The organism is Sodalis sp. dw_96 (assembly GCF_018449575.1).
Classification (GTDB): Bacteria; Pseudomonadota; Gammaproteobacteria; order Enterobacterales; family Enterobacteriaceae; genus Acerihabitans.
In genome coordinates this window covers 1-24,181 of record NZ_JAAVUT010000023.1, presented here as the reverse complement: position 1 = coordinate 24,181, position 24,181 = coordinate 1, and the positions used below count along the sequence as shown (strand labels likewise).

Sequence of the window (24,181 nt, the reverse complement as noted above, 5' to 3'; positions counted from 1 at the left end):
TTTCGCCGAATGTCAGTTGGCCCTTTTACATTTTTGCACAAAAAACCAGCATGCCGGCGATGCAATCATGGGCATGTCTGCTAGCATATAATCTCCTCTCCACCAATGGGCCGGGCACGCTTTCATGACCATGACGCAATGGGTCGATATTGTTCAGGATAAAGATACCCGGATTGAAACCATCCGGGCGCACTTTGAGGGACACGCTTACGACGCGCACTGGCATGACAGCTATCTGGTGGGCGTCACCGAATCGGGGGTGCAGCAATTTCACTCCGGCCGGGTGAAATACCGCAGTACTCCCGGCAAGGTCTTTACCCTGGCGCCGGGTGAAGTACATGACGGCGATGCGGTCGACCGGTCCGGGTTCACCTACCGTATGCTGTATATTCCTCCGGAATTTTTGCGGCACGCGTTACAGGGAATCTTCGAGAATGCGCCGGATCGGGCAGAGATATCCTGTCCGGCTACCCTGCTCCAGGATGATGTATTAGCTGCCGCCACACTATCCGCCTTCGATGCACTGCATCGCCAGGATTTCAAAATCGTGAAAGACCATGCGATGCAGCAGCTGATTTCCCTATTAACCCGCCGCTATACCTGGCTTCAAAAAAAGGTGACGGCGGATAAAAACAATCCGGCCATACATCGGGTCCGGGATTATCTCCATGATCGGGTGGGGGAAGAGATCGGTTTGACTGAGCTGGCCGCCATGGCCGGGATGGACAGATTCCAATTAAACCGTCAATTTCTGCATTGTTACGGCCTGCCGCCCCATGCCTATCTGGTACAGTTGCGATTGGTTAAAGCGCGGGCATTATTGGCCCGGGGTCTTTTGCCGGCGGATGCGGCCGCACTGGCGGGTTTTGCCGATCAAAGCCATATGGGGCGCTGGTTTAAACGCGCTTATTATTTGACCCCTGCGGCCTACCGGCGGATCTGCACAAGCGTTCCAGACCGGTAAAAGCATCTGGCTTATGCTCGGAATTCGATTCAGCAGGAGAATGAATATGAGTTCGATTCCGATAAATGAAATCACGTCCCGTCAACCAGAACGCTGTGTCATCGTTCTCAATGAAGATTTACCCGCCGGCAAGGCGGTGAATGCCGCCGCGGTCATCGCCTTGACCGTGGGACAGCGTCATCCCGTTTTGGTGGGGCCACCGTTAATCGACGCAGAACAATGTGAATATCCCGGCTTGATCCCCATCGGTATACCGGTGCTGGCCGCTTCGGCCGACGAGTTGAAAAAACTGTTGGAAAGTTGCCGGCGCCTGGCACTGGATAAGGTCATTTTTCCGGTTGAAGGGCAGGAGACCACCCGCTACGAAGAATTCACGGCAATGGTACAGACCCAAAGGGCCGAACAGCTGCAACTGTTGGGAATGGCAATCATCGGCGGTAAAAAGGACGTACGCAAACTGACCGCTCAATGCAAACTCTTCGGTTAATTTTCGGCGGCATTACTCACCGACAATATCTTTTAGCAGCATAAAAATTTCCCGAGGAATATCCTGCGGCAGCGCGCAGCCGGGTGCGAAGATAAAGTTATTCCCACCCGACTCTTTTAACGCGCGCTGATATTGCAGCTGGAGCCGCGCCCTGATGATGTCCCGGTTATTTTCCTCTTGGTAAAAGTCGTGATGTTGATCAATACCGCCTATGATGATTTTGTCGGTCAATTTGCGTATGGATTTTATGCTGCTTCGCTCTGTGTCCGCTACGCCGTAGGGTGCATCTTCCCAATTGAATGCCTGCACGTCGTAATCAAGGCATTCATTAAACAGCAGCCTTTTTTCGCCGTGTACATGTAGAATATTGAACCAGGTCTTACCGTTGATATAGGACAGAATCGCCTGGTCATAAGGACGGCAGAATTCATTATATTCTTCCCGGCTAATCACCGCGCTGCTGATAAATTGAGAGGCCAGGAAGATACCGTCGATACCCGCGTCCAGCAGCCCGTCAATGAATGTAAATTGAGTCGTCAGCAAGGCTTCGAGACCTGTATGCAAGGCTTTTTTATGCCGCTGCATAAACTCCCTGGTCAGACGGGGATCGGTGGAACTGCTCATTTCCTGAATCCAGGTCAGCGGAGCAAACAGGGTCGCCACAATAGGGACTTTTCCCCGGTAATGTTGCACCAGGGCGTAGGTTACCGCAATCTCTCTTGCCAGAGCGGCATTGGTTTTATCCAGCACCGGTAGCTTTAAAAGGTCGCCAGGGGTTTTCACCGGATAAGACAGAAAAGTCCCCGACCATCGCGTAGGATCGCTGGAAAACCGGATATCCGCCCCATAGGCTTCGGCCATGTAATGCCCGTTGGACATCACTTTGACAAAATCCCATTGATTTTCGTCGGTGAATTGGATGGTCGCCTCCACGAACTCCGCGATATTCCTGTCCACCAATGGCATGTGCAGCCAACCGGCAATCGCGGTTCTATCAACAGGTTTTCCCTGCAACATACTCTTCAGTCGCTCTGTGCTTGTCATCGTTTTATCCAGCATCAGCCCTATATACCCATTTCCATGCAAAGAATATGGGTATCTCAGAATGGCTATTTATACTGCGTTTAATGGCATTTAACCTCAAGAATGTTCCCTTGCTAAAAATTGTTATATTGTAAGCTTGATTTTAGCTAAAAAAATACTATAGATTCCTGAGGCTGGCAGGATTTCCTGAGGCGGCACTAAGCCGGATTATCCCACAAAGAGATATATGAATTGTTATTTAAATACAAAAAACATTAATGATTTCGATTGTGTGTTAATAAACGTTACCTAAATAACCATCCCGAATGCTTGCTCCTTATCTTTTCTCTTAGTATCATTTTTAATTAGAAGAACCGCCCATTATCCCTGTATTTTAGTTCGAAGGTATTAATAGCAAACTGATCCGTGTCATAGGTATTTTTTGAGCAAAAAAAAAGCTCTATTTTGGCCTGCGTCGCCCCTTGAAACCAGAAGGAAGCATAAATGTTTCTGTCTAATAAATGTAAAGTAAATATTTTATGCTATTAAAGATTTGGGGTAACATTGAACATAGAATGGATCAGATAATACAAAAAAATAAGGTTGCGGGGCATAAAATCGTCAAGACCTACTCGGCATCAACAGATTATTATCGATTACAGGATAATTTTTATGGTGGAAATGGGGTTTTTTTTAATAAAGATCCAAAAAGAGAGTCTCGTTACGCTATTCCCGACAGAAGAAAGGGTGCTTTTTATGTCACCGCCATGCCGATTACCGCCTGCGCTGAAATGTATAAAGGGGAAAATTTTATCGATCTGGAAGATTATAATAAAAATTGTATGGCGATCGTCACGGCGGTGCGGGAACTGTCGATTATTGATTTAACGGCGCTGGCCCCCTTGCTGCATGTCTCGCTGGGAGAACTGATGGGGGACAATTACCGGAATACCCAGGCGCTTGCGGCGGTACTGTCAAAACATGTGGATGGGCTGGAATATCTCTCCCGCATGACCGGACAATGCTGCACGGTTTTCTGGTGCGAGGACATCTCTGGTGAGGGTCTTGTTGCCACCAAATCCGTCACGCGGTTGTCCGATTTTCAGCATGACGGCGTCAGCGCCAGGAATATGCTGAGGGACCAGCTGGATATTCGCATTACCGGTTAGTCCTTACGCCGCATCAGGGGTGCCGAAGATGCCGGCCAGCCTTGCCAGTTGACGTATTTCCTCCGCCGAAGCTCCTTTGCGCAATATCTCCAGAGCAGTAGTGGGTTTATCCAACGCTTTGTCCAGCGTATCAATTCTACGGGTGAAGAAGTTACACTTTCTTACACTGCTGACGTTTTTCAAGCAAGCCAAAATTTCCGGCAGTCCTTTTAGCAGACCTTTCGCGCCATTATTATCCTCGATTGAAAATTGAAAAACCGGATAGAGATTTTCATTGCCCCAATTGAGGACGATGAGCTTGCTTTGCTCGCCATATTTGTTAACGGTAGGGCGAGATATGCCTAAAATGTCAGCTACCATACTTGATTTATAAACACCGCCATATTTTCCCAAATGAGCAAGGAAAGCGTTTCTGTTATTGACGAACTCTTGATGCTCTTTTTTCTCGGGTGTGTTCATTTCCACAATTTCAATATGGTTAGCCCGACCTTTGATTTCCGACCAAAACTGATCATCCGGCAATGTTAATAATAGATTAATGTTTTCTGCATCTTTTTTTCTGAGGACATCGATAAAATGTTCCGACAGATTGGCTATTCGCGCCCGGAGAAGCTCGGAATGATCGAGGCTGCCGGGCTGTCGGCCGTGATGATGGTTACTGATCTTTTTAGCAGGTATTCCCATGGATGCCCCAAAATATTTTACGATTTATCAAGATAAGTTTACAGTAAATCGTAAATTTAGCAAATCCTGTCGCGGCACTTTTCCTCGTTGGATATGAATTATATAAGATATACCGCTTTGATATTTTGAAAGCACCGGTAGGTTCACTAAGTTGTGGTCATAGGCTTTTCTTGGAAAGAGTAGGGTAAACGATGTCCGCATTTTTGAGATCAATGATACTGACCGCCGCCATTTCCCTCTTGGGCGTGCAATCCGCCAGCGCGGGTTCGACCCTGGACCGGGTCACTCAGTCAAAAGTCCTTCATGATGTGTTAGTGAACGATTATCCCCCTTTTGGTTTTATAGATGAAAACAACCAGCTGGCCGGATTTGATGTGGATGTGGCGAAAGCGGTGGCGCAAAAGCTGGGGGTTAAGTTGGAACTGGTCACGCCGGGATGGGAAACCATTGTCGGAGGTAAATGGAACGGGCGATGGGATGTCTGCATCTGTTCAATGACACCCAATACCGAGCGGGCCAAAGTTCTTGATTTTCCAGTGCCCTATTATAGCTCTCCGGCGGTGCTGGTGGTGAATAAAGATGAAAAGAACATTAAGGGCGCCGCGGATTTGAGCAATAAAAAGGTGGGGGTAGGCATTGGCTCCAGCTATGAAAATTACCTGAATAAAACTCTGGTGATTCCGGGCGCTAAACCCATTAATTTCCCATTTAATCATGTCCAGATCATACCTACGGACGAAACCGTCGCCTTTCAGAACCTGGCGTTAGGCGCCGGAACCCGCCTTGACGCGGTGGTCTCCGATCTGGCGACGGCCAACGCGCGTATTGCCAAGACCAATCGTTTTCGCATCGCCGCCGAACTCTATGCGGAACCAAACTGGGTGGCCACGGATAAAGGCGATGAAGCGTGGAATAAAACCGTTGCGGATACCATCAATGCACTGCGTGCCGATGGGACATTGGCAAAAATCTCTCAGCACTGGTTTGGCGAAGATATCACCCGGGCATCGCTATAATGCGTTTGCCATACCCTTTACCCCCGGTTTCAGCGGCCAAGGGCGGTCCGGGATTCCGGTTGCGAACCGGCCTTACCTGGCTGCTCCTAATGACGCTGCTGGTCTGCCTGTTCTCCCGCATGGATCTTGATTTCGGTTTAATCCGGCAGAAATTGCCGTTTATGCTCGGACTGCGGCTGTCCCCGGACGGGTTCATTCAGGGGGCGGCGCTGACCCTGGTAATCACGTTGATTTCCATGTTGTTTTGTATCCTGTTGGGTATCATCACCGCCGCCGGGCGTCTGTCCGCCAGCGCAATCGCTTTCGGTTGCGCCACTTTTTACGTCTCGCTATTTCGCGGCACGCCGCTGTTGGTTCAGGTATTGATTATCTATCTGGCGCTACCCCAGGCAGGTATCGTCTTGGGCGCGTTCAGCTCAGGTATCATTGCTCTGTCGCTGAATTACGGCGCCTATCTGGCGGAGACTATTCGCAGCGGTGTGATAGGCGTATCCCGCGGACAAAAAGAGGCGGCAATGGCGCTCGGCCTGTCGCGTTCGGTGATACTGTCCCACGTGGTGGCGCCGCAAGCGCTGCGCATCATACTGCCGCCGGTGGGATCGCTTTTCATCTCGATGCTTAAAGATTCCTCGCTGGTGTCGCTGATGGGGCTGTGGGAGCTCAATTTCCTGGCTCAATCCTATGGACGCAGTACCTATCACTATATGGAAATGCTGGCCACCGCGGCGGCTATATATTGGCTGATGTCGGTTGTGCTGGAACTCTTTCAGCAACGGCTGGAGCGCCATTTCGGGCAAGGTTATGAACAATATCATTCCCAACGTTGAAAGGAACTGTTTCAGATGAACGAGAGCGCCGACAAGCAAAATCATGCCCCTAACCGGGCGGTCACTATTCTGGACGGCGGCATGGGGCGTCTTCTGCAACGACTGGGAGCGCCGTTCCGGCTGCCCGAGTGGTCCGCGCTGGCTCTGATTGAAGGGCCGGAGTATGTCAGTCGCGCCCATCAGTCCTTCGCGGACAGCGGGGCGGAAATTATTACCACCAATACCTTTGGGCTGGTGCCTCATATGCTGGGAGAAGCGCGTTTTCACTCCCTGGCGTTGACGCTGGCCGACTTGGCGGGGCGTCTGGCCCGCGCCGTGGCGGATGGGGCCGCCGCCCGCCGTCCGGCATCCGTTGTACGGGTGGCGGGTTCTTTGCCGCCTTTATTTAAAAGCTATCAGCCGGAAAAATTCATCGCCTCCCGCGCCCCCGAGATTCTTGCCCCGCTGGTGCGGGGTTTGGCGCCCCATATCGACTTTTGGCTGATTGAGACACAAAGTTCCACGGCCGAAGCGTTGACCGACCTGGCTTTTATCCGTCAAACCAATAAGTTACCCATTTATGTTTCTTATACTTTGAAAGATGAGGCCGGACGTATCGGCCCGCCGGAACTCCGCTCCGGCGAGCCGGTGGGAGAAGCGGTGGCGGCCACGCTTGCGGCCGGGGCTGATGCCGTTCTGTTTAACTGCAGCCAACCGGAAGTGATGAGCGAGGCGGTTATTGCCGCACGACGAGTGATAGATGCTTCCTCGAAACCCGCGGCCGGGCTTGGCGTCTATGCCAATGCCTTTCTGCCCGAGCCCCCCACCGACGACCCTTATGCGGGTATTACCGGTATAAGGTCCGATCTCGATCCGGAAAACTATCTCAAATGGGTCCGTCGCTGGGTTACCCAGGGCGCCACCATCGTTGGCGGCTGTTGCGGTATCGGACCGGAGCATATCGCCGCAATCAGTAAGGCGCGGCAGACGTTTTAACCCCCCCGGACGTATTGTAAAATGTGCCGCCGCGACCTTGGCCAAGCCGCACGGCGCCGTTGAATACACCGATTCATCATGATTCCAGAAATAGCCGGTCCCTTCGAGCCGGATCTTGGTTTGAATAGAGCTTGATGTTGGTCATGCCCAGCCTAAAAAAATATATTTTGGACGGGGAAATGGCGCTCATATTATTTTAATCGAATAACTCTTTTCGCATTTTCTCCGCTAGAATAATAGGTATTCTCGCATAAAAATAATGATAATGTAGCCTGAATGCCATGGACTGAAATGATCTCAGGAAAATTACTCAATTCTGGACGGCAATAGAATTGGCTGCTTTTTAATGTTAGGGTTATTGTTATAATCACCTCTGAATGCAGCGTTCTTTGTTAAAATTTTTCATTATCTTATATTAATAAGGATTAACTTTTCGCGTGGATAGATAATATATTATATATCATCCGTTTCACGATACCAGATAATAAATAAAGAGAATAGGTTATGCTGAAAAATAAAAGCGTCAGTGATGAAGTTTATGATATTCTTAAAAAGGAAATCATACAGAATCAATTGCAGCCGGGAGAGCATCTTATCGTCAGTGCCTTAAGCGCAAAATTCGGTATAAGCGGCATTCCCATAAGAGAGGCCCTGGTTAGACTTACCGCTGAAAAATTCTTGATATTAGAACATAATAAAGGTTTCAGGGTGGCGGCCAAGCCTTGTAATAACGATCTCTATCAGTGGCACGAGGCGCGTGTACTCATTGAATCGTATATTGCGGATGCGGTTATTGCAAAAATGACCGAAGCCGAACTGAATGAATTAAAACGATTGAATTATGGCATTCGCTCTCACGATCGCAGCCCTGGCTATGAAAATCATAGCTATTTAATTACCATGAATGCTGATTTTCATACCATCATCGTCAACGCGGCGGGTAATCGATTGATAAATGACATGTATACCGCGGTTAATTATGACCCGCACCTGGTCAGATTTCATGAGGGGCAGGGCGTGGCGGATCTCGATATTTTATGCGATGAGCATGATGAAATAATCTCAGCCATTGAGGAAAAAAATCCTGCCCGCTATATCGAAAAAACCAGATCTCATATCATTCACGGATTCAAAAGACAGATCGCCCTCTGTAAAAATGAATAGATCAGTCGGATCAGACTGGAGTGGTACGACCCACTGATGCGGGTTGACGTCAGTATGATAACCGCTGCCAACGTTTTGCATTAGACTGATTACATCAAGACGTCATTGACGGGTAGTTAATATGTATTTACTTTAATAAACTCAACGCATCTTTAAGACTTTAATTTTTTAAATCTCACGTTAATACATACCCTTAGCCAAGAAGAGCCTTAAATATCGGCAAGGCGTTTATTCGTGCAAAAATATCTTTCCCACCGGTGGGTATTAAAATAGCTCAAACAGGATATATTGAAGCGACTTTGGCTGCCTTAGCCAATTGGCATTGATTATTATTCGCTAAACAGAAATTTACTATTTTTGATTGGTTGCATGCTTATTATTGCTTCATATTCCAATCTATCCTGCCAATGATTTTTGTCAGTGTGCTTCGGGTCACTCAATATATCACTCTACATTTTGCAGAGATCCTACACGGGAGTTCAAAGGAAAACATAAATGAAACGGAAAGGAATAATTCTCGCTGGTGGAGCGGGTACCCGTTTGCATCCGGCAACCTTGGCTATCTCAAAGCAATTGCTGCCTGTCTTTGATAAGCCGATGATTTATTATCCACTTAGCACACTTATGCTTGCGGGAATCAAAGATATCTTGATCATTTCCACCGAGTTGGATACGCCGCGTTTTAAGCAATTGCTGGGCACTGGAGAACAATGGGGAATAAGGCTGCAATATCAGGTCCAGCCGGCCCCCAATGGGGTGGCGCAGGCATTTATCCTGGGAGAGGACTTTCTGAATGGTGATCCCTGTGCACTTATTCTTGGGGATAATATTTTTCATGGCAACGAATTACCTCATTTACTGAAAAATGCAGCCTATTCTGAGAGCGGCGCCAGCATTTTTGTTTACCATGTCCAGGATCCTGAGCGCTATGGGGTAGCGAAGTTGAGCGCGGATGGTCGGGTATTAAGCCTGGAGGAAAAACCCGTCGATCCAAAGTCCAATAGCGCCGTAACCGGGCTGTATTTTTACGACAAAGATGTGTGTGAATTAGCCCGGACCTTAAAACCCTCTTCACGTGGTGAACTGGAAATCACCGATTTAAACAGACTTTACCTCGAAAAAGATGCCCTACGGGTAGAGGTCATGGGGCGGGGATATACCTGGCTGGATGCCGGTACCCATAAATCCTTATTAGATGCAAGTCAATTTATTGCCACGCTGGAAAGCCGGCAAGGTCTGAAAGTATCATGCCCGGAAGAGATTGCTTATAAACAACAATGGATAGACGATCAACAACTCGCGAAGCTGGCCCGGCCATTAATGAAAAATGGCTATGGGCAATATCTGCATTTTTTGCTGAAAGAGAATACGCAATGAAACCCTCAAAACTGCCCATTCCAGATGTTTTACTTTTTGAACCTCAAGTCTTTAAAGACGAACGGGGTTATTTCTTTGAAAGTTTCCAGCTCGAATCCTTTCAACAAGCCGTTAATCGCGAAATACATTTCGTTCAGAGTAATGAATCCTTTTCCAAAAGAAACGTGATACGCGGATTGCATTATCAGGTGAGTAAGCCGCAGGGAAAATTAGTGCGAGTGGTTAAAGGGACCGTGTTTGATGTCGCTGTCGATTTACGAAAAAGCTCGCCGACCTTCGGCCAGTGGGCTGGAGCTCTATTATCCGATGAAAATTTTCACCAACTCTGGATCCCTGAAGGCTTCGCCCATGGTTTCCTGGTGATATCCGACAGCGCAAAATTGCAATATATGGTAACCGATTACTGGTATCCGCAATACGATCGATGTATACGCTTTGACGATCCGGATATTGATATCAAGTGGCAGGATATGGCCCATACAGATATTGACCCCATTATCTCATTTAAAGACAAAACCGGGAATTTCTTGGCCGACGCGGAGGTTTTTTTACAATGAGCGACAAAATATTTATTACCGGTGGCACCGGTATGCTCGGCGTCTATGTCGCCAATGCACTGAGAGATACCCATTGTGAAACGGTCGTTGCCGATCGGTGCCGCTTTGACCTGTCGAATCCCAAGGGCGTTTATTCCTTTATCAGGGAAGCGAAGCCGAATGTTATTTTGCATTTCGCCGCTGAGACCGATGTCGATTTATGCGAAAGGGAGCCGGCGCGGGCCGGTATTTGTAATCATCTGGCAACCGAACAGATTGCCAAGGCGGCGGAAGCCTGCGGCGCATGGTTATTGTATATTTCATCCTCGAATGTTTTTGGCGCGGAAGGGAAAATCAGTTATAACGAACTGGATATCCCTATTCCCACTAATTATTATGGTCGATCAAAGTTAAATGGTGAAGAAGCGGTAAAGGCCAATTGCCCCGGGCGCCACCTCATTCTACGCGCCGGCTGGATGATTGGCGGAGGGCCGGGTAAGGATCATAAATTCGTCGGCAAGATTATTCAACAAATCAAAAATGGGGCGACGGAATTAAAAGCGGTAAGCGATCGGCTGGGAAGTATCACTTATGCAGTTCAGTTGAGCGACTTCATCCTTTGGGCAATTAGTGAGCGCCAAACCGGCACCTATCATTTTGCCAGCAACGGAACTATCAGTCGCTTCGAAATAGCACGAACCATAGGAGAACTTCTAAATTATCAAGGCAACATTGTGCCTGTCCAATCTTCCATGTTCCCCTTATCAGCCCCCCGGCCCTTTTCTGAGGGTATTAAATCCCTTTATTTATCAACATTGGGCGAATCGATCAACCCCGGTTATTGGCAGGATGATCTCGCAAGATACGTTGCTACTTTCCAAGGTTAATAACATTACCATGAACTATAAAATTAAAATTTTTACGCGTTATGCCAAGGAATTTGGCTGGGGTAATGCAGTTATTTTCGCTTTATATAAGCAGTTTCCTCGATTCTTTGTGTTATTGCATAAAAAAGTCAATGCCGGCAACCAATCTGTCTGGCCTGGCATGACAAACCTGGATCCGGTGATGTCTTTCGGCACCGTATTAGATTATAAACCCTGGATCAAATACGGTGGTGCGGTGTTTCCGGTTGCCCGAAAAGACCACAGGCCGGTATTTATCTGGTTTGTACCTGATTGGCTGAATGTCTGGGGAGGAGGCCATTATACCTTATTTCGGTTTGCTAATCATTTTGCCGGGTTTAATACTCGAAATATTATTTTTGTCTATGATAACCATCGGCATACCTCGGCAAAACAGTTACAGGATGAACTCATGGCGGCGCTGCCTAATTGTCAATTGGAGGTTATTATCGATCCGGCTTTATTGCCTTCCTGCGCCGCGGCCATAGCCACTACCTGGCAATCCGCCTATAACGTGAGGGCCTTCGAGTTTGCCGATAGAAAATTCTATTTTATGCAGGATTACGAGAGCCTTTTTTACGCTTACGGTACGACATCCATGCAGGCAAACGCCACCTACGGTTTTGGTTTTATCGGTATTACCGGCGGCGGTTGGTTGAAACAATGCTATGAGGCCCATGGCGGGCGGGCGCGGAACTTCTTTTTTGCCGCGGATCGCCAAATCTTTTATCCCTTGGAGAACGGCGAAGCAGTGCGTGAAAAGGTTTCGCGGCTGTTTTTTTACGGACGGCCCTCAACGGAACGCCGCTGCTTTGATTTGGGCATGGCGGCGCTGAACAAAATCTCTGAAAAATTTCCTCAGGTGGAAATCGTGATTGCCGGCCTGGATTTAGAGGCCCATCCTCCTTTCCCGGCGACATTAATGGGCAATCTGTCTCTGAAGGAAACCGGCGATCTTTACCGTACCTGTGATATCGGAATGGCGTTTTCCGGTACCAATCTTTCCTATTTGCCCGTTGAATTAATGGCATCAGGCGTGCCGGTTATTTGTAATAATGGACCGCAGGTGGAGTGGCACTGCCGGCACGGGGTTAATGCCTACTTAGCGGATCCCGTACCGCAGGCTATGCTGGAGGCATTCAGCGCGCTTTATCACGATCGTTCATTACGACAGCAACTATCCGATGGCGGGCTCGCCACCATGGCGCCGCTATCCTGGGAACAACAAATGGACGGCATCTACCAATACGTAATGGAAAATCTGGATTCAACGGTCCGGGATGCAAGGGAAGTGCCGGTAGCCTAGCCGATTAAACGGATCGGTGCCGGGGGATTTGGCATAAAGGCGGGGCCTCTTGTGCAGGTCAGATTGCTGACTAACGTACTCGGAATCAAAAGACGGGGCAGGCTGTACCGGCCGTCCACTTTGTCAACAAGCCCGCCTGCCGCGCAGATCATGTTCTTCTATCGGAAATAAAGATCCCCTGCACGCCTTTTACGCCGTGCACTAAACCGAGGAGCATCATTTTCAGGCGCGTTATCCTTGGTTTGCCGGCGATGAGAAGAAAGATGAAGAACATCACCAGCCGGTAGCCATGGGCCAAACGCCATGAAACGCTCATAGGGGTATGATAAAGCATGCGAATGGTATTTCTGAAAGTGTAATAATTCCGCAGCGGGTTATGCCGCGGGACCTCCCGCCAGCGGGCAAACCAGATTTTAATGACGGCATCGCCAAGACTATGGCTTAACAGCGCCTTTGCCGAACCAAACAGACGATAACCTTTATGGGTTGCGCGAAAGCACCACTCCGTATCCACATGGTCGATAAAATAGCCGTCGTTCATCAAGCCGATATCCTTTATAGCCGCGGTGCGAATCAAGGTCCCGGAGGAGATGAGAAAATCAGTCTCGATGGGGTCTTCAGGCCTGCGGGGAGAGCAGCGATGAATCAATACCCCCCGTTTGCGCACGAACCTGGCCCGGGTGGATGTTCGCCGGTCCACCGTGGTGGCCCCCACGGCCCCGACCTCGATATTGCGCGCCAGCAGTGTGGATTCCATCGCTATTAGTTGGCTCACCATATCGGCGGCGGGGATGCTGTCTTGATCCAGCAGCAGCGTATGTGTGCATCCCCACATCAGGGCCAAGGCAATGCCGCAATTTTGCCCGGCGGCGATGCCTTGATTATCCTCATTAAGAATAAGATGCCGGTGCGCTGAATCCTGAACAATTTCACTCAACGCGGTACGGCTCGGTTCCGCCGATCCATTGTCGACAATAATAACTTCCTGCACCTGCCCGCTTATGGCTGCTATCACTTCGGCAAAAAGAGAAACGTCAGGATTATAGGTGACAATGACCGCACAGATACGGGACCACGGCGCCGTCATGGAAAAGCCTCTTTGCCATGATACTGTTTTTCAACCCAGCGAAGATAGCCGCCGCTGGTGACGTTATCCACCCAGGACTGATGTTCCAAATACCAGCGTACCGTTTTGTCCATTCCGGTCTCAAAAGTCTCCACAGGTTTCCAGCCCAGTCGGGTTTCAAGCTTGGCGGCATCCAGGGCGTATCGGCGATCGTGGCCCGGTCTGTCCTGTATATAGGCAATTTGCCCGGCATAGGATTTACCCTGTGCGCAGGGGCGTAGCCGATCCAGGATCAGGCATAAGGTATGCACGACGTCTATATTGGCTTTTTCATTCCAACCGCCGATGTTGTAGGTTTCTCCCACCTCGCCGGATGCCAGTACACAGCGCAAGGCCGCACAGTGATCCTTCACATAGAGCCAGTCTCTTACCTGCCTGCCGTCCCCATAAAGGGGCAGCGGTTTTCCCGTTAATGCATTGTGGATAATTAACGGAATCAATTTTTCGGGGAATTGATACGGGCCATAATTGTTGGAACAATGGGTGGTAATCACCGGCAGACCGTAAGTATGAAAATAGGCGCGAACCAAATGATCGCTTGCGGCTTTGCTGGCGGAATAAGGACTGTTGGGTTCAAACCTGTCCGTTTCACGAAAAGCGGGGTCTTTGTTACCCAGCGAGCCGTAAACTTCATCGGTTGAGACCTGCAAAAAGCGAAAGTCGGCTTTCAGGTCGCCGCCGCCGGACATCCAATATTTCCGTACCGCCTCCAGCAAATGGAAAGTGCCTACCACGTTGGTTTGGATGAAGTCCCCGGGATGTAGAATAGACCGGTCGACATGACTTTCCGCCGCAAAATTGATAACGCAGCGTGGCCGGAATTTTTCCAAGAGGCTGGCCAATAGCAAGGGGTCACCAATATCCCCTTGTACCAAGGTATGCCGCGGATCGTTTATCAGCGTCGCCAGATTTTCCTTGTTTCCGGCATAGGTCAGCTTATCCAGATTAATGACCGATTCATCCGATAACGCCAACCAATCCAAGACAAAATTACTACCGATAAAACCGGCGCCGCCGGTTACCATTATGCTCATGTTCTTAAACCTTCTTGAAAATAGCGGCGAAAATCAAACCCAGATTCCCCAGCAATGTTTGCCGGTAAATGCCGGACTGTTTGAGGACAATCAGCCTCGGCAATAACCAAATGCTGCGGGCCATAATAAATTGGTGCAACCGCCAAGCATTTTCTCGTTTCAATTTTTTGCTGATATGCTGGAGGGCTAAAACATTGCAATCAATCCACCGTTTAAATTCCCCCCGCCATAACCGACGTGCTCGTATCATTTTATTGCGCCAACCATTATTGGTGCCCACCAGATTATTTGAATGCTGACGGTAGCGTACCGATGGATAATCGTCATAAATAACGCAGCCCCCGCAACCGCTGACGACCAGATAAGTCCACCAATCATGGGAAATAACGGTTACGCGCCCGGCCTCAAACAAGAGTTTCCGGGCAGCCTGATTGAAAATCATGGTATTGCCGCCACCTAGGCTTTGCGTCAGGGCGTTGGCAAAGCTCGGCTGCTTGGTGAATAAGGGAGACAAGCCCAGCTCTCGATCAAACTCATCAATTAATCTTGTTCTGGAACAGTACATCGCGGGTAAACCTTCATCGTTATTTCTCAATATATCAAGGGCGCGGGTGAGCTTATCCGTTTCCCAGATATCATCCTGGTCGGCATAGGCATAATAATCAGCTGTGATCGTTGGGTTACACACCAATGACAAAAAATTCTCGGCGAAACCTTTTTGCGGACCCGCCAGGAGCACGAGCCGATTGGCCCCCCATTTTCGCTGGAAGGCGGCGATTATCGACAGGCTTTCATCCCGGGACCCGTCATCGGAGATCCAGACCGACCACTCCTGCCAGCTTTGTGCCGCAATAGAGTCCAATTGCCTTTCAAGGAATTTTTGGGCGTTATAGGTGCCCATCAGAATGGCAACCTTACGTGCCGATCGATCTTGCCGGTACAACATATCCAACGACGCTCCTGTTTAATACTTCAGGGTGCAGGCACGATTGATTGATTCAAAGAGTTATAATATTCGATTGAACAAATATGCGTTAAAATAATTAGATGGAAATGCCGTCATGCTCAATGAGTTGAATATATCAGTTGGTCATCTTAGTTCAAGGAAGCAAGGTTTCCTGAACTGAAATAGCTTATTTCTTCTATTTTTTTTCAATATATTATTAACAATAAGTTGTTTAGATTTGTGTCGTCTTTGAAAAAGATCGTTCGGGAGTGGGCTTTTTCTCGCTATTCGGTAAAAGAGTAAATAACATCCTGCCTGAACTAAATCCTGGCATTTATTATCGGACTGCCGTTACACTCTGCCAAGAGGAGTATATGTTTACGTTTATATCCTCTCAACCATGGAAAAGCAGGGCATTTCATGATCCAAGCCAGGCGTTAATATGACTGGTAATTGATACCTGATTGTAGGATTAGCTGCTGTAATGTATTTCGCAACAAAAGATTTAATAAAAAGTGTTCGCCATCTGCCGCTTATTTCCCATTTGGCCTATAGCGATACCAAGGCGCGATACAAGCGCAGCATGCTCGGGCCGCTTTGGCTGACGCTGGGCGCGGCGATTGGCGTCGTGGGGCTGGGCCTGGTCTGGAGTCAGCTGCTACATCAGGATCGCAGCCAATTTATTCCATCGTTAACCGTAGGATTGTTATTGTGGCAATTTATCTCGGGGACTGTCACTGAAAGTACCGGGATTTTTGTTCGCCAAGCGCAGATTATCCGCAATTTGCAATTGCCTATTTTTATCCACCCGATTCAGCTGATTGCCCGTCAATGTATTTCTCTTGGCCATAATTTACTGGTGCTGGTGGGGGTGCTGCTGGTCTATCCTCAATCGATAAGCTGGGTGAGTTTGTTAAGCGTCGTTGGTTTCGCCCTGGTGGTGCTTAATCTGCTATGGATATCGGTATTGCTTGGCCTCATTGGCGCCCGTTTTCGCGATGTGGAGCAGATAGTACAATCCTTAATGCCCATTGTGTTTTTCCTGACCCCGGTCATTTACAAGGCCGGCCATATCGGCGTCAGCCAAGCCATTATCTGGCTTAATCCCTTTACCTATTTTGTCACTCTGGTGCGCGACCCGATCTTTGGCACTATTCCTGCCAGCTTTGTTTATCAGACGGTGATTCTCATGGCGTTGGCGGGCTGGACGGTGACGCTGCTGTTTTTCAACCGTCATGCACCCCGGCTGGCATTCTGGATATAACCATGGCGACGCTTGTTTTTGATGATGTCTCGGTGGCCTATCCCATCTATAACGCCCATTCGCAATCGCTGCGCAATCAATTGGTCAGGATCGGCTCGGGAGGGCGTATCGGTAGCAGCGGCGGCTCTATTGTTACGGTAACCGCCCTGGATCACGTCAGTTTTGCTTTGAACAACGGAGACGCTGTCGGCCTGATTGGACATAACGGCGCAGGGAAAAGCACGTTGTTGCGCACTATGGCCGGTATTTATTGCACAACCTCGGGAAGAATTACGCGAATGGGTTTGGTGTCCACGGTGTTTGAATTGGGCGCGGGTATGGACCCTGAACTTTCCGGTTACGAAAATATCATGCGCATGCTGTTGCTGATGGGAAACTCCGTCTCACAAGCCAAGGCAAAAATCCCGGATATAGAAGATTTCAGCGAATTGGGCGATTTTCTGGTCCTGCCGGTACGGACCTATTCTTCAGGTATGACAATGCGGCTAATGTTTTCGGTGGCCACGTCGGTTAAGCCGGAAATCCTGCTGATTGACGAGATGTTCGCCACCGGCGACGCCTCTTTCCAGAAAAAGGCGGAAGCACGGATGCACGACTGGATTGCCGGAACGGATATCTTTGTATTTGCCTCCCATGACCATGGGTTGATCAAACGATTATGCAATCGTGTTTTCCGGTTGGATCACGGCACTATCAACGAAGAAGATATTGAGAATATCTGAGCTTGTTGAAAAGTGCTCCGGCATGGATAGTGTAAAGTAAGATGGGGATGAGTTCTGCCTCCCGTTGATCTACACTCTGGCGACATTCCTTAGGTTTGACCGCTTATTGCCGCTCTGGATAAACCATGGTCCATTCTCCGCCAGCCATGCTGGATATTGCTACATTTATCGTGGTGGCGCAGAACGCCAGCTTTACCCGTGCGGCCGAACAGCTTGGCACCAGCAAATCAAACGTCGGCAAGGCGGTACAACGCCTTGAGCTCCGGCTCGGCACCAGTTTGTTCCAGCGCACCACCCGGGTAGTCCGCCTGACGGAAGACGGGGAGATTTATCTGCAGGCGGCGCGTATGGCGCTGGATGGACTAAGCGAAGCGGAAACCGCCCTTGCGGCGCGCCATGAAGACCCCGCCGGACGGGTGCGTCTTAATGTTCCGGCGGGCCTCGGCAGGCTGTTTTTGCCCACCTTTGCCGCCATCAGAAAACGTTATCCGAAAATCACCCTGGAGTTCACGCTGAACGATCGTCATGTGGATGCCGTGGGAGAGGGATGGGATATCGTGGTGCGCATCGGACAACTTCCCGCCGAAGGGGAGATGACCGTACGCAAGCTTTGCGATCTCCGTTTGGGATTGTATGCATCCGCGGCTTATCTTAAGCAACGCGACCCCATTACGTCGGTAAAGCAGCTGAGCGACCAGCAAGCCATCATGTTTCGCTCGATCTCCGGCCGGCTGCGGCCATGGACCCTATGGGACGGCGGGCAGACCCTAGTTCTCTCGCCAGATGCCGCGATAATCCTGTCCGATGGCGGGGCCATGGTGGATGCCGCTGTCAACGGCTTGGGCATCGCCCAGCTTTTTGACCGGGTCGCACAGCCTCACGTTATCTCCGGTGCGCTGCAACATCTATTGCCTAAAGCCGATACAGAGGGTGCGCCAGTGCATGCCCTGATTCCCGTCGGCCATCGTATGCCGCCTAAAACCCGCGTGATTCTCGATCATCTTGCCGATGTTCTCCGCTTGCCGCTGGAACAATAATCATTGCATGTGACGATCTTTAGCCATTCACATTGACCCCTGCCACGTTTAAACACGCCTTCTCAATCATAAGTAAAACTGACTGGTCGTAAAACAAGCAAAAAAGATTACTGCATCACATTGTCGACAGCGAATCGGCGACTGTTCTTGACGCTGATATCAATATCCCTTATATCTCGCAGTGATGTCTGCATTAAATAAATAATTTCTGCTATGTGGAAAATATTGACTACTTTTCAGATATAGCCGTCGACGTCGAAATAGTAGCCGGGGTAGCGGTAATGGCTGTGTTTGTCATCTACTCAACAATAAGGTAAGCGACGATGAAAGGTCAGGATATTTTAGGATGTCTTTGTATTACCGCCGTTTTTTATGTGGCAACGCTCACAGGCGCGTTTGCGCGGGAACCTGCGAAAGCCATGCATTCAGCCACCATCGAAGGGGGGCCGATTTCCATAGCCAGCCAGGGGAATTTTTTTGTCGTGGGCAAATACACCCTGACAAAAGAGGGTCAGCGCATGTCCGGGCAGATGTATGTGCAATACCAGATCCCCGCCAAACAAACGCATCCTTATCCGCTATTAATGATTCACGGCGGCGGCCAAACCGGCGAAGGGTATTATGAAACACCCGACGGCCGCGAAGGATGGGCAACCTATTTCTTGAGCCGCGGTTATGCGGTCTACGTGGTGGATCAGGTCGGGCGCGGACGCTCCGGATATTTTCCCGATGCTTACGGATCAACCCGTAAACCCGATACCAGCTATTCCATCAAATGGTTTTCCCGCCAGCAGGATTCAGCTCTTTATCCACAAGCCAAGCAGCATACCCAGTGGCCGGGAGACGGCAAGCCGGGGGATGCGACCTTCGATCAATTCTATGCCTCGCAGATGGAAGATATGACCGATCTTCAGCAAAACGAAACGCTGAATCGGACCGCCGCCGACGCGCTGATTGACCGTATAGGACCGGTTATCCTGCTGACGCACTCACAGTCCGGTCCGATTGGCTGGGGTATCGCAAACGATCGTCCTAAAGACGTCAAAGCCGTGATTGCCATCGAATCCAGCGGACCGCCCTTTTACAATGTAAAGGATACCGGTGCGCCGCACTGGTTCAAATATGACGAAAAAATCTCCCGGCCTTATGGCCTGACGCAGACCCCCTTGACCTATGATCCGCCCCTTGTCGATGCTTCAGACCTTAAACCCATGGAACAGACAAAACCGGATCAGCCGGATATCGCCACCTGCTGGCTGCAAGGGGCGCCGGTCCGTAAATTGGCCAATCTGGCCCAGGTCCCTATCCTGATGGTGGGCAGCGCCGCGTCATACCATGTGCCCTTTGACCTGTGCACGTCAAAATACCTGACGCAGGCGGGGGTCAAAAATGATTTTATCCGCCTGCCGAGCATAGGAATTAACGGCAACGGCCATTTCATTATGCTGGAGAAAAATAACCTGCAGGTCGCCAAGTTCGTAGATACCTGGATGGGTAAAAACATTCATTGATAAGCGGTTCAATGACGTTGCTCTTCGAGGATATCTTCGGCCAATGTGAATAATAATAAGATTTTTTGATGATAGTAACCAAGGGGACCTTCCAAAGGTCCCCTTGAACTCACCCACTTCCCAGGCGGCCATGGTGCGCAAGCAAGGTCTGCTGGATAATGTCCCGTAACCGCTCGGCGGCGGGGCTCAGCGCGCTGTCCGATTGCAGCAGCGCCACCCCTGACTCGCCGGACCACGTGCTTTGAGCTGCTGGGTGTAAATTAGTCAAGGGCGAGGCTAAACAGGTAAAGTTTGTTCAAAAGGTGCCGATAAGATTCCATCGCTTTATTTTCCCCACCTCTTATTGCAGGGTTTTTAGCATGCGTAGCAATCTGCCTGTAACCCAGAACGAATATATTTTACCAGACGACGCCACCCTGATGTCTGTGACGGATACGCAGAGCCATATCACCTACGCAAATGCTGCCTTTATTCAGGCGAGCGGCTATCAGCCTGATGAACTTCTGGGGCAGCCCCATAATATAGTGCGCCACCCTGACATGCCCGCCCAGGCGTTTGCCGATTTATGGCAAACGATAAAGGCCGGCCGCTCCTGGACGGCGCTGGTGAAAAACCGTCGCAAGAATGGCGATTACTATTGGGTGCGGGCGAATGTGACCCCGATAATTCGAAACGGCCGCTTGACCGGTTATATGTCGGTTCGCACTAAACCCACGCGTAAAGAGGTTGAGGAGACAGACAGTTTTTATCGAAATTTTACGGCGGGTAAAACCGGCGGCATTAAGTTCCATGAGGGACTGGCCCTCCACGGCGGCCTGCTTGGCTGGATGTCCTGTCTGCAAACCATGTCGGTGCGATGGCGCATTCGCTGCGGGGCATTGGCGATTGTGCCCCTGAGCCTGATAAGTGCTTATCTATTGGCGCTTCCGGTTCAAGAAATAGGACTGACCGTAGCATTGGCCGCCTGTATATCCCTATTGATATCCCTATGGATGGAAACCCTGGTATCCAGGCCGTTGGAACGCGTATTGAAACAAGCCCTAAGCGTCGCCGCCGGTCAGTTTGACAGCAGTTTGTCCCTAAACCGCGTTGACGAGGTAGGCATGATTCTGCGTGCCATCAATCAGTCGGGATTGAATCTGCGGTCGTTAACCGATGATGTCAATGAGCAAATCTCCGGCTTGCAGCATGCGGGGGACGGTATAGCCAGGGGTAATGGCGAACTGAGTTCTCGCAGTGAAGATGCGGCCTCCAGCCTCGAGCAAACCGCCGCCTCCATGGAACAAATGACGGCAACGGTAAAAAATAATGCCGATACCGCCCACAATGCCAGTAAACAGGCCAAATCCGCCAGCGAAGCCGCGAGTAAAGGCGGCGCGGTGGTGGGACAGGTGGTGGATACCATGGCGACCATTACCAGCTCGAGCAAAAAAATCAGCGAGATCATTTCGGTCATCGACGGTATTGCCTTCCAGACCAATATCCTTGCGCTGAATGCCGCCGTTGAAGCGGCGCGTGCCGGTGAAACGGGGCGGGGATTCGCGGTAGTCGCCGGCGAAGTGCGGTCATTGGCGCAGCGGAGCGCCAATGCCGCCAAGGAAATCAAAGATTTGATTAATGACAGTGTGGAAAAGATTGCCGCCGGCAGTAAATTGGCGAATAACGCCGGGGAGGTCATGAACGATATTGTGAACCAGGTATCCCGCGTATCCTCAATGATCAGTGAAATCAGCCTGGCCACCACCGAACAATCGGAAGGTATCGGTCAAGTGAATATTGCCGTGGCGCAACTCGATGAGGCCATGCAGCAAAATGCCCTATTGGTGGGAGAGACCACCACTGTGACCGATGGCCTGCGAGATCGCACCACAAAACTTCTTCAGGCTGTCACCGTGTTTAGGCAGCATTTGATTGAAGCGCCTAAAGTTCCGGTAGCGGAGGCCTAAGCTCTCGGCGGGAAGCGCCCGCCGCATCTATCCCTTATTGGTGAACCCGCGCGGATTTCATCTGTGAAGGAAACTTTTCCCGACGTTGAAGCGGGCGGTCCGGCCGAATCCAGAAAGAGAGCACCACGCCGCACAATAGCAACGCAATGGACATAATGAACGGTAGCCGGTAACTGCCGGTTACATCGCTGATATAACCGAACGCCAGCGGCGAGACGACCCCCGCTATTCCCGCCGAAGTGCTGACAAATCCACTGGCCACCCCGGCATAGGCGGGGGCGACATCCAGCGGCACCGCCCAGATAGGCCCCTCCGCCAGTTCCAGGAAAAACAGCGATGCGGCAAGGCATAGTGCAATGACATTTTGTTGATGAATGAACAGGACACAGGACATAAACGCCAAGGATCCCAAAAAGGCGAAAATAATGATATTGCGCCGCGCCGCATTGATGTTCTTGGTCCGCTGAAACCACGCATCGGTTAATAATCCACCGGCGGTATTGCCCAGCACACCGGCGATAAACACGCCTGAGGTAAACAACGCGGATGTTTTTAAATCAATGCCGTATTCGCCGACAAAAAAGCTTGGTAGCCAGCTGAGATAAAGCCATAGCGTCCAGGCATGGCAGAAAAACACCAACGTTACCGGCAGGATACGCCGGGTCAGCGCCAGCCAGGGAACCGGGGTTCGATGAGCCGGACCGGAATAGGGAGGTAACTTTGCTATCTCTTCTTCCTTCACGCCCGGATGTTTACGCGGATCGTTACGGAAATAGAAACACCACAGCGCTGTCCAGACCAGGCTGACACAGCCCAGCACGACAAAGGCGCCGCGCCAGCCAATCAAGGGGATCAACGCCACCATAATCGGGGGCGTGATCGCCGCCGCGGCGCGTGCCGATGAATGGGTGAAACCTTGCGCGAAACCGCGGCGCGCCACCGGCACCCAGTTTCCCATGGCCCGCGTGGCGTTGGGGATGGTGCCCGCTTCGCCCAGCCCCACCAGCATACGACTGAAGAACAGTGCAATCAGCCCGCCGGACAGCCCGGTAGCCAATGTGCCCGCCGCCCAAAAAAGTCCCGAAAACGCCAGCATGCGATGGGGTCCGATTTTATCGCCCATGTAGCCGTTAATAATCTGGAAAATAGCGTAACAGTAGCCGAAGGCAGAAAGGACCAGCCCCAGCTGCGTATTGGACAGATGCATCTCGGATTTGAGCAGAGGCGCGGCGATAGAGATATTCACCCGATCGATATATTCAATAAAATACATCAGGCAAATCAACATAAAGACTTTGCCCGTCGCTCCCCGGAACATTATCAATTTCATTGTCACACTCTCCGTCAAACGGGTCGCAGCCCGGCGGCATGCGTTGGCCGACAAGCACTGCAGGTGATCGTTGCCGGTAAGGGGCGGTTTGCCCCAATCGACTCGCATGTACAGGCACCCGTGTCAGTGTTCACCCCGACAACGTTACCTGACGATCAGCGCCCTGAAGGATCAACCCAATAGGATGACCACTGCAGGGAACGCCTCAACATGCCATTCACCGTCCCGGTTCCTAACGAGAACGACCGGAAAATGACAAAGAAAAGAATGCAGCCCTAAAATTTGATATCTGCCTGATCTTGATCTCCGGGAGCCGGCATTCCGGTTTTAACAGTTCAAGAGGCTTGGTAATCAGATTGAATATTGAATATTGTCGACAATAATTCGTGATAAAAACACCCTGTTAACATGATTATTCTTTTTATGTTACATAGATCGCATATTTTTCAACTCCCGTCCGCGCCATGGCTGTGGGTATTACAGTCAGGTTGATGTGCGCTGTTTCGGCAGGCAGCTTTGAATGGGCATCGGTATCCCTTAACGCGTTGAGATTACTTAGAGAGATTGTGGCTAATCTCACGAAGCGATCTTTTGCTGGTCAGGAGCGATTTTTGCAAGAAATACCGTTTATACCCATGATAAAAGTCGCTGTCTCGCGCTCTGTTCTCTAGGGCGTTTTAGGCGCCATGGTTAGGGACGGCGAATCGTTCAGAGACATAGGGCGATCGGTGGAATGGAATCCCGATATATTACAAGGAAACACGGATGAAAATGGGTTTACCCACGGAAGGGTATTCATCGGCCGGCGAGTTTATGTCCGCCCTGTCGGGCG

22 protein-coding genes are annotated in these 24,181 nt (G+C 50.2%); 16 read left to right on the top strand and 6 right to left on the bottom strand.

Annotation, left to right across the window (positions count from 1 at the left end; translation table 11 throughout):
- Nucleotides 1-124 precede the first annotated feature (124 nt).
- Entirely contained in the window at nucleotides 125-964 is an 840-nt protein-coding gene (locus HB631_RS22905) for an AraC family transcriptional regulator (protein ID WP_255557230.1), read from the top strand.
- A 40-nt stretch (nucleotides 965-1,004) separates the two neighbouring features.
- Nucleotides 1,005-1,451: a DUF2000 domain-containing protein gene (locus HB631_RS22900; RefSeq protein ID WP_213993490.1), complete on the top strand. Its 447-nt coding sequence runs from the start codon at nucleotides 1,005-1,007 to the stop codon at nucleotides 1,449-1,451.
- 12 nt (nucleotides 1,452-1,463) lie between these two features.
- Here HB631_RS22900 and HB631_RS22895 read toward each other — a convergent pair whose 3' ends face one another.
- A complete protein-coding gene (locus tag HB631_RS22895; RefSeq protein WP_213993489.1) occupies nucleotides 1,464-2,495 on the bottom strand; it encodes a uroporphyrinogen decarboxylase family protein in 1,032 nt (343 codons plus the stop codon).
- Nucleotides 2,496-3,049: 554 nt separating this feature from the next.
- On the opposite strand from HB631_RS22895, the gene HB631_RS22890 reads away from it, so the two are divergent.
- Nucleotides 3,050-3,643 carry an RES domain-containing protein gene (locus HB631_RS22890; protein WP_213993488.1) on the top strand — a complete coding sequence of 198 codons (594 nt, stop codon included), beginning with the start codon at nucleotides 3,050-3,052 and terminating at the stop codon, nucleotides 3,641-3,643.
- Nucleotides 3,644-3,646: 3 nt separating this feature from the next.
- Here HB631_RS22890 and HB631_RS22885 read toward each other — a convergent pair whose 3' ends face one another.
- Nucleotides 3,647-4,327 carry a hypothetical protein gene (locus tag HB631_RS22885; protein ID WP_213993487.1) on the bottom strand — a complete coding sequence of 227 codons (681 nt, stop codon included), beginning with the start codon at nucleotides 4,325-4,327 and terminating at the stop codon, nucleotides 3,647-3,649.
- A gap of 191 nt (nucleotides 4,328-4,518) precedes the next feature.
- Here HB631_RS22885 and HB631_RS22880 point away from each other — a divergent pair, with 191 nt between their 5' ends.
- The 8 genes from HB631_RS22880 to HB631_RS22845 all read left to right on the top strand — a co-directional run bounded on the left by HB631_RS22880 (nucleotide 4,519) and on the right by HB631_RS22845 (nucleotide 12,433).
- On the top strand, nucleotides 4,519-5,343 hold the full coding sequence (locus HB631_RS22880) for a transporter substrate-binding domain-containing protein (protein WP_255557229.1): 825 nt from the start codon (nucleotides 4,519-4,521) through the stop codon (nucleotides 5,341-5,343).
- On the top strand, nucleotides 5,343-6,170 hold the full coding sequence (locus HB631_RS22875) for an amino acid ABC transporter permease (protein ID WP_213993486.1): 828 nt from the start codon (nucleotides 5,343-5,345) through the stop codon (nucleotides 6,168-6,170). Before HB631_RS22880 ends, HB631_RS22875 begins: the two co-directional genes overlap by 1 nt.
- A 15-nt stretch (nucleotides 6,171-6,185) precedes the next feature.
- Nucleotides 6,186-7,145, top strand: coding sequence for a homocysteine S-methyltransferase family protein (locus tag HB631_RS22870; protein WP_213993485.1), 960 nt, complete (start codon nucleotides 6,186-6,188; stop codon nucleotides 7,143-7,145).
- Between the two features lie 504 nt (nucleotides 7,146-7,649).
- Nucleotides 7,650-8,309, top strand: a complete 660-nt coding sequence (locus tag HB631_RS22865; RefSeq protein WP_213993484.1) for a GntR family transcriptional regulator — start codon at nucleotides 7,650-7,652, stop codon at nucleotides 8,307-8,309.
- A 495-nt stretch (nucleotides 8,310-8,804) separates the two neighbouring features.
- Nucleotides 8,805-9,686, top strand: a complete 882-nt coding sequence (rfbA, locus tag HB631_RS22860; protein ID WP_213993483.1) for a glucose-1-phosphate thymidylyltransferase RfbA — start codon at nucleotides 8,805-8,807, stop codon at nucleotides 9,684-9,686.
- The gene (gene rfbC / locus HB631_RS22855) at nucleotides 9,683-10,243 is read left to right on the top strand and encodes a dTDP-4-dehydrorhamnose 3,5-epimerase (protein ID WP_213993482.1); all 561 of its coding nucleotides are present in this window, start codon (nucleotides 9,683-9,685) and stop codon (nucleotides 10,241-10,243) included. Before rfbA ends, rfbC begins: the two co-directional genes overlap by 4 nt.
- Nucleotides 10,240-11,109: an SDR family oxidoreductase gene (locus tag HB631_RS22850; RefSeq protein ID WP_213993481.1), complete on the top strand. Its 870-nt coding sequence runs from the start codon at nucleotides 10,240-10,242 to the stop codon at nucleotides 11,107-11,109. The genes rfbC and HB631_RS22850 overlap by 4 nt, the downstream gene beginning before the upstream one ends.
- Nucleotides 11,110-11,269: 160 nt before the next feature.
- A complete protein-coding gene (locus HB631_RS22845; protein WP_255557226.1) occupies nucleotides 11,270-12,433 on the top strand; it encodes a glycosyltransferase in 1,164 nt (387 codons plus the stop codon).
- Nucleotides 12,434-12,581: 148 nt separating this feature from the next.
- Here HB631_RS22845 and HB631_RS22840 read toward each other — a convergent pair whose 3' ends face one another.
- The 3 genes from HB631_RS22840 to HB631_RS22830 are packed head-to-tail and all read right to left on the bottom strand — an operon-like array spanning nucleotide 12,582 to nucleotide 15,539.
- Nucleotides 12,582-13,520 carry a rhamnosyltransferase gene (locus tag HB631_RS22840; RefSeq protein ID WP_213993479.1) on the bottom strand — a complete coding sequence of 313 codons (939 nt, stop codon included), beginning with the start codon at nucleotides 13,518-13,520 and terminating at the stop codon, nucleotides 12,582-12,584.
- Nucleotides 13,517-14,593 (bottom strand): dTDP-glucose 4,6-dehydratase, encoded by a 1,077-nt coding sequence (gene rfbB, locus HB631_RS22835; RefSeq protein WP_213993478.1) that lies wholly within the window; start codon nucleotides 14,591-14,593, stop codon nucleotides 13,517-13,519. The genes HB631_RS22840 and rfbB overlap by 4 nt, the downstream gene beginning before the upstream one ends.
- 4 nt (nucleotides 14,594-14,597) lie before the next feature.
- Nucleotides 14,598-15,539 (bottom strand): glycosyltransferase family 2 protein, encoded by a 942-nt coding sequence (locus HB631_RS22830; RefSeq protein ID WP_213993477.1) that lies wholly within the window; start codon nucleotides 15,537-15,539, stop codon nucleotides 14,598-14,600.
- A gap of 484 nt (nucleotides 15,540-16,023) precedes the next feature.
- On the opposite strand from HB631_RS22830, the gene HB631_RS22825 reads away from it, so the two are divergent.
- The 5 genes from HB631_RS22825 (at nucleotide 16,024) to HB631_RS22805 (ending at nucleotide 22,019) form a co-directional block, all read left to right on the top strand.
- Nucleotides 16,024-16,803 carry an ABC transporter permease gene (locus HB631_RS22825; protein ID WP_213993476.1) on the top strand — a complete coding sequence of 260 codons (780 nt, stop codon included), beginning with the start codon at nucleotides 16,024-16,026 and terminating at the stop codon, nucleotides 16,801-16,803.
- 2 nt (nucleotides 16,804-16,805) lie between these two features.
- Nucleotides 16,806-17,525, top strand: coding sequence for an ABC transporter ATP-binding protein (locus tag HB631_RS22820; RefSeq protein WP_213993475.1), 720 nt, complete (start codon nucleotides 16,806-16,808; stop codon nucleotides 17,523-17,525).
- 125 nt (nucleotides 17,526-17,650) lie between these two features.
- Nucleotides 17,651-18,562 (top strand): LysR family transcriptional regulator, encoded by a 912-nt coding sequence (locus HB631_RS22815; protein WP_213993474.1) that lies wholly within the window; start codon nucleotides 17,651-17,653, stop codon nucleotides 18,560-18,562.
- A 323-nt stretch (nucleotides 18,563-18,885) separates the two neighbouring features.
- On the top strand, nucleotides 18,886-20,073 hold the full coding sequence (locus tag HB631_RS22810; RefSeq protein WP_213993473.1) for an alpha/beta hydrolase: 1,188 nt from the start codon (nucleotides 18,886-18,888) through the stop codon (nucleotides 20,071-20,073).
- 359 nt (nucleotides 20,074-20,432) lie between these two features.
- Entirely contained in the window at nucleotides 20,433-22,019 is a 1,587-nt protein-coding gene (locus HB631_RS22805; RefSeq protein ID WP_213993472.1) for a PAS domain-containing methyl-accepting chemotaxis protein, read from the top strand.
- A 34-nt stretch (nucleotides 22,020-22,053) separates the two neighbouring features.
- Here HB631_RS22805 and HB631_RS22800 read toward each other — a convergent pair whose 3' ends face one another.
- Nucleotides 22,054-23,457, bottom strand: coding sequence for an MFS transporter (locus tag HB631_RS22800; RefSeq protein WP_213993471.1), 1,404 nt, complete (start codon nucleotides 23,455-23,457; stop codon nucleotides 22,054-22,056).
- Nucleotides 23,458-24,181: the final 724 nt, after the last annotated feature.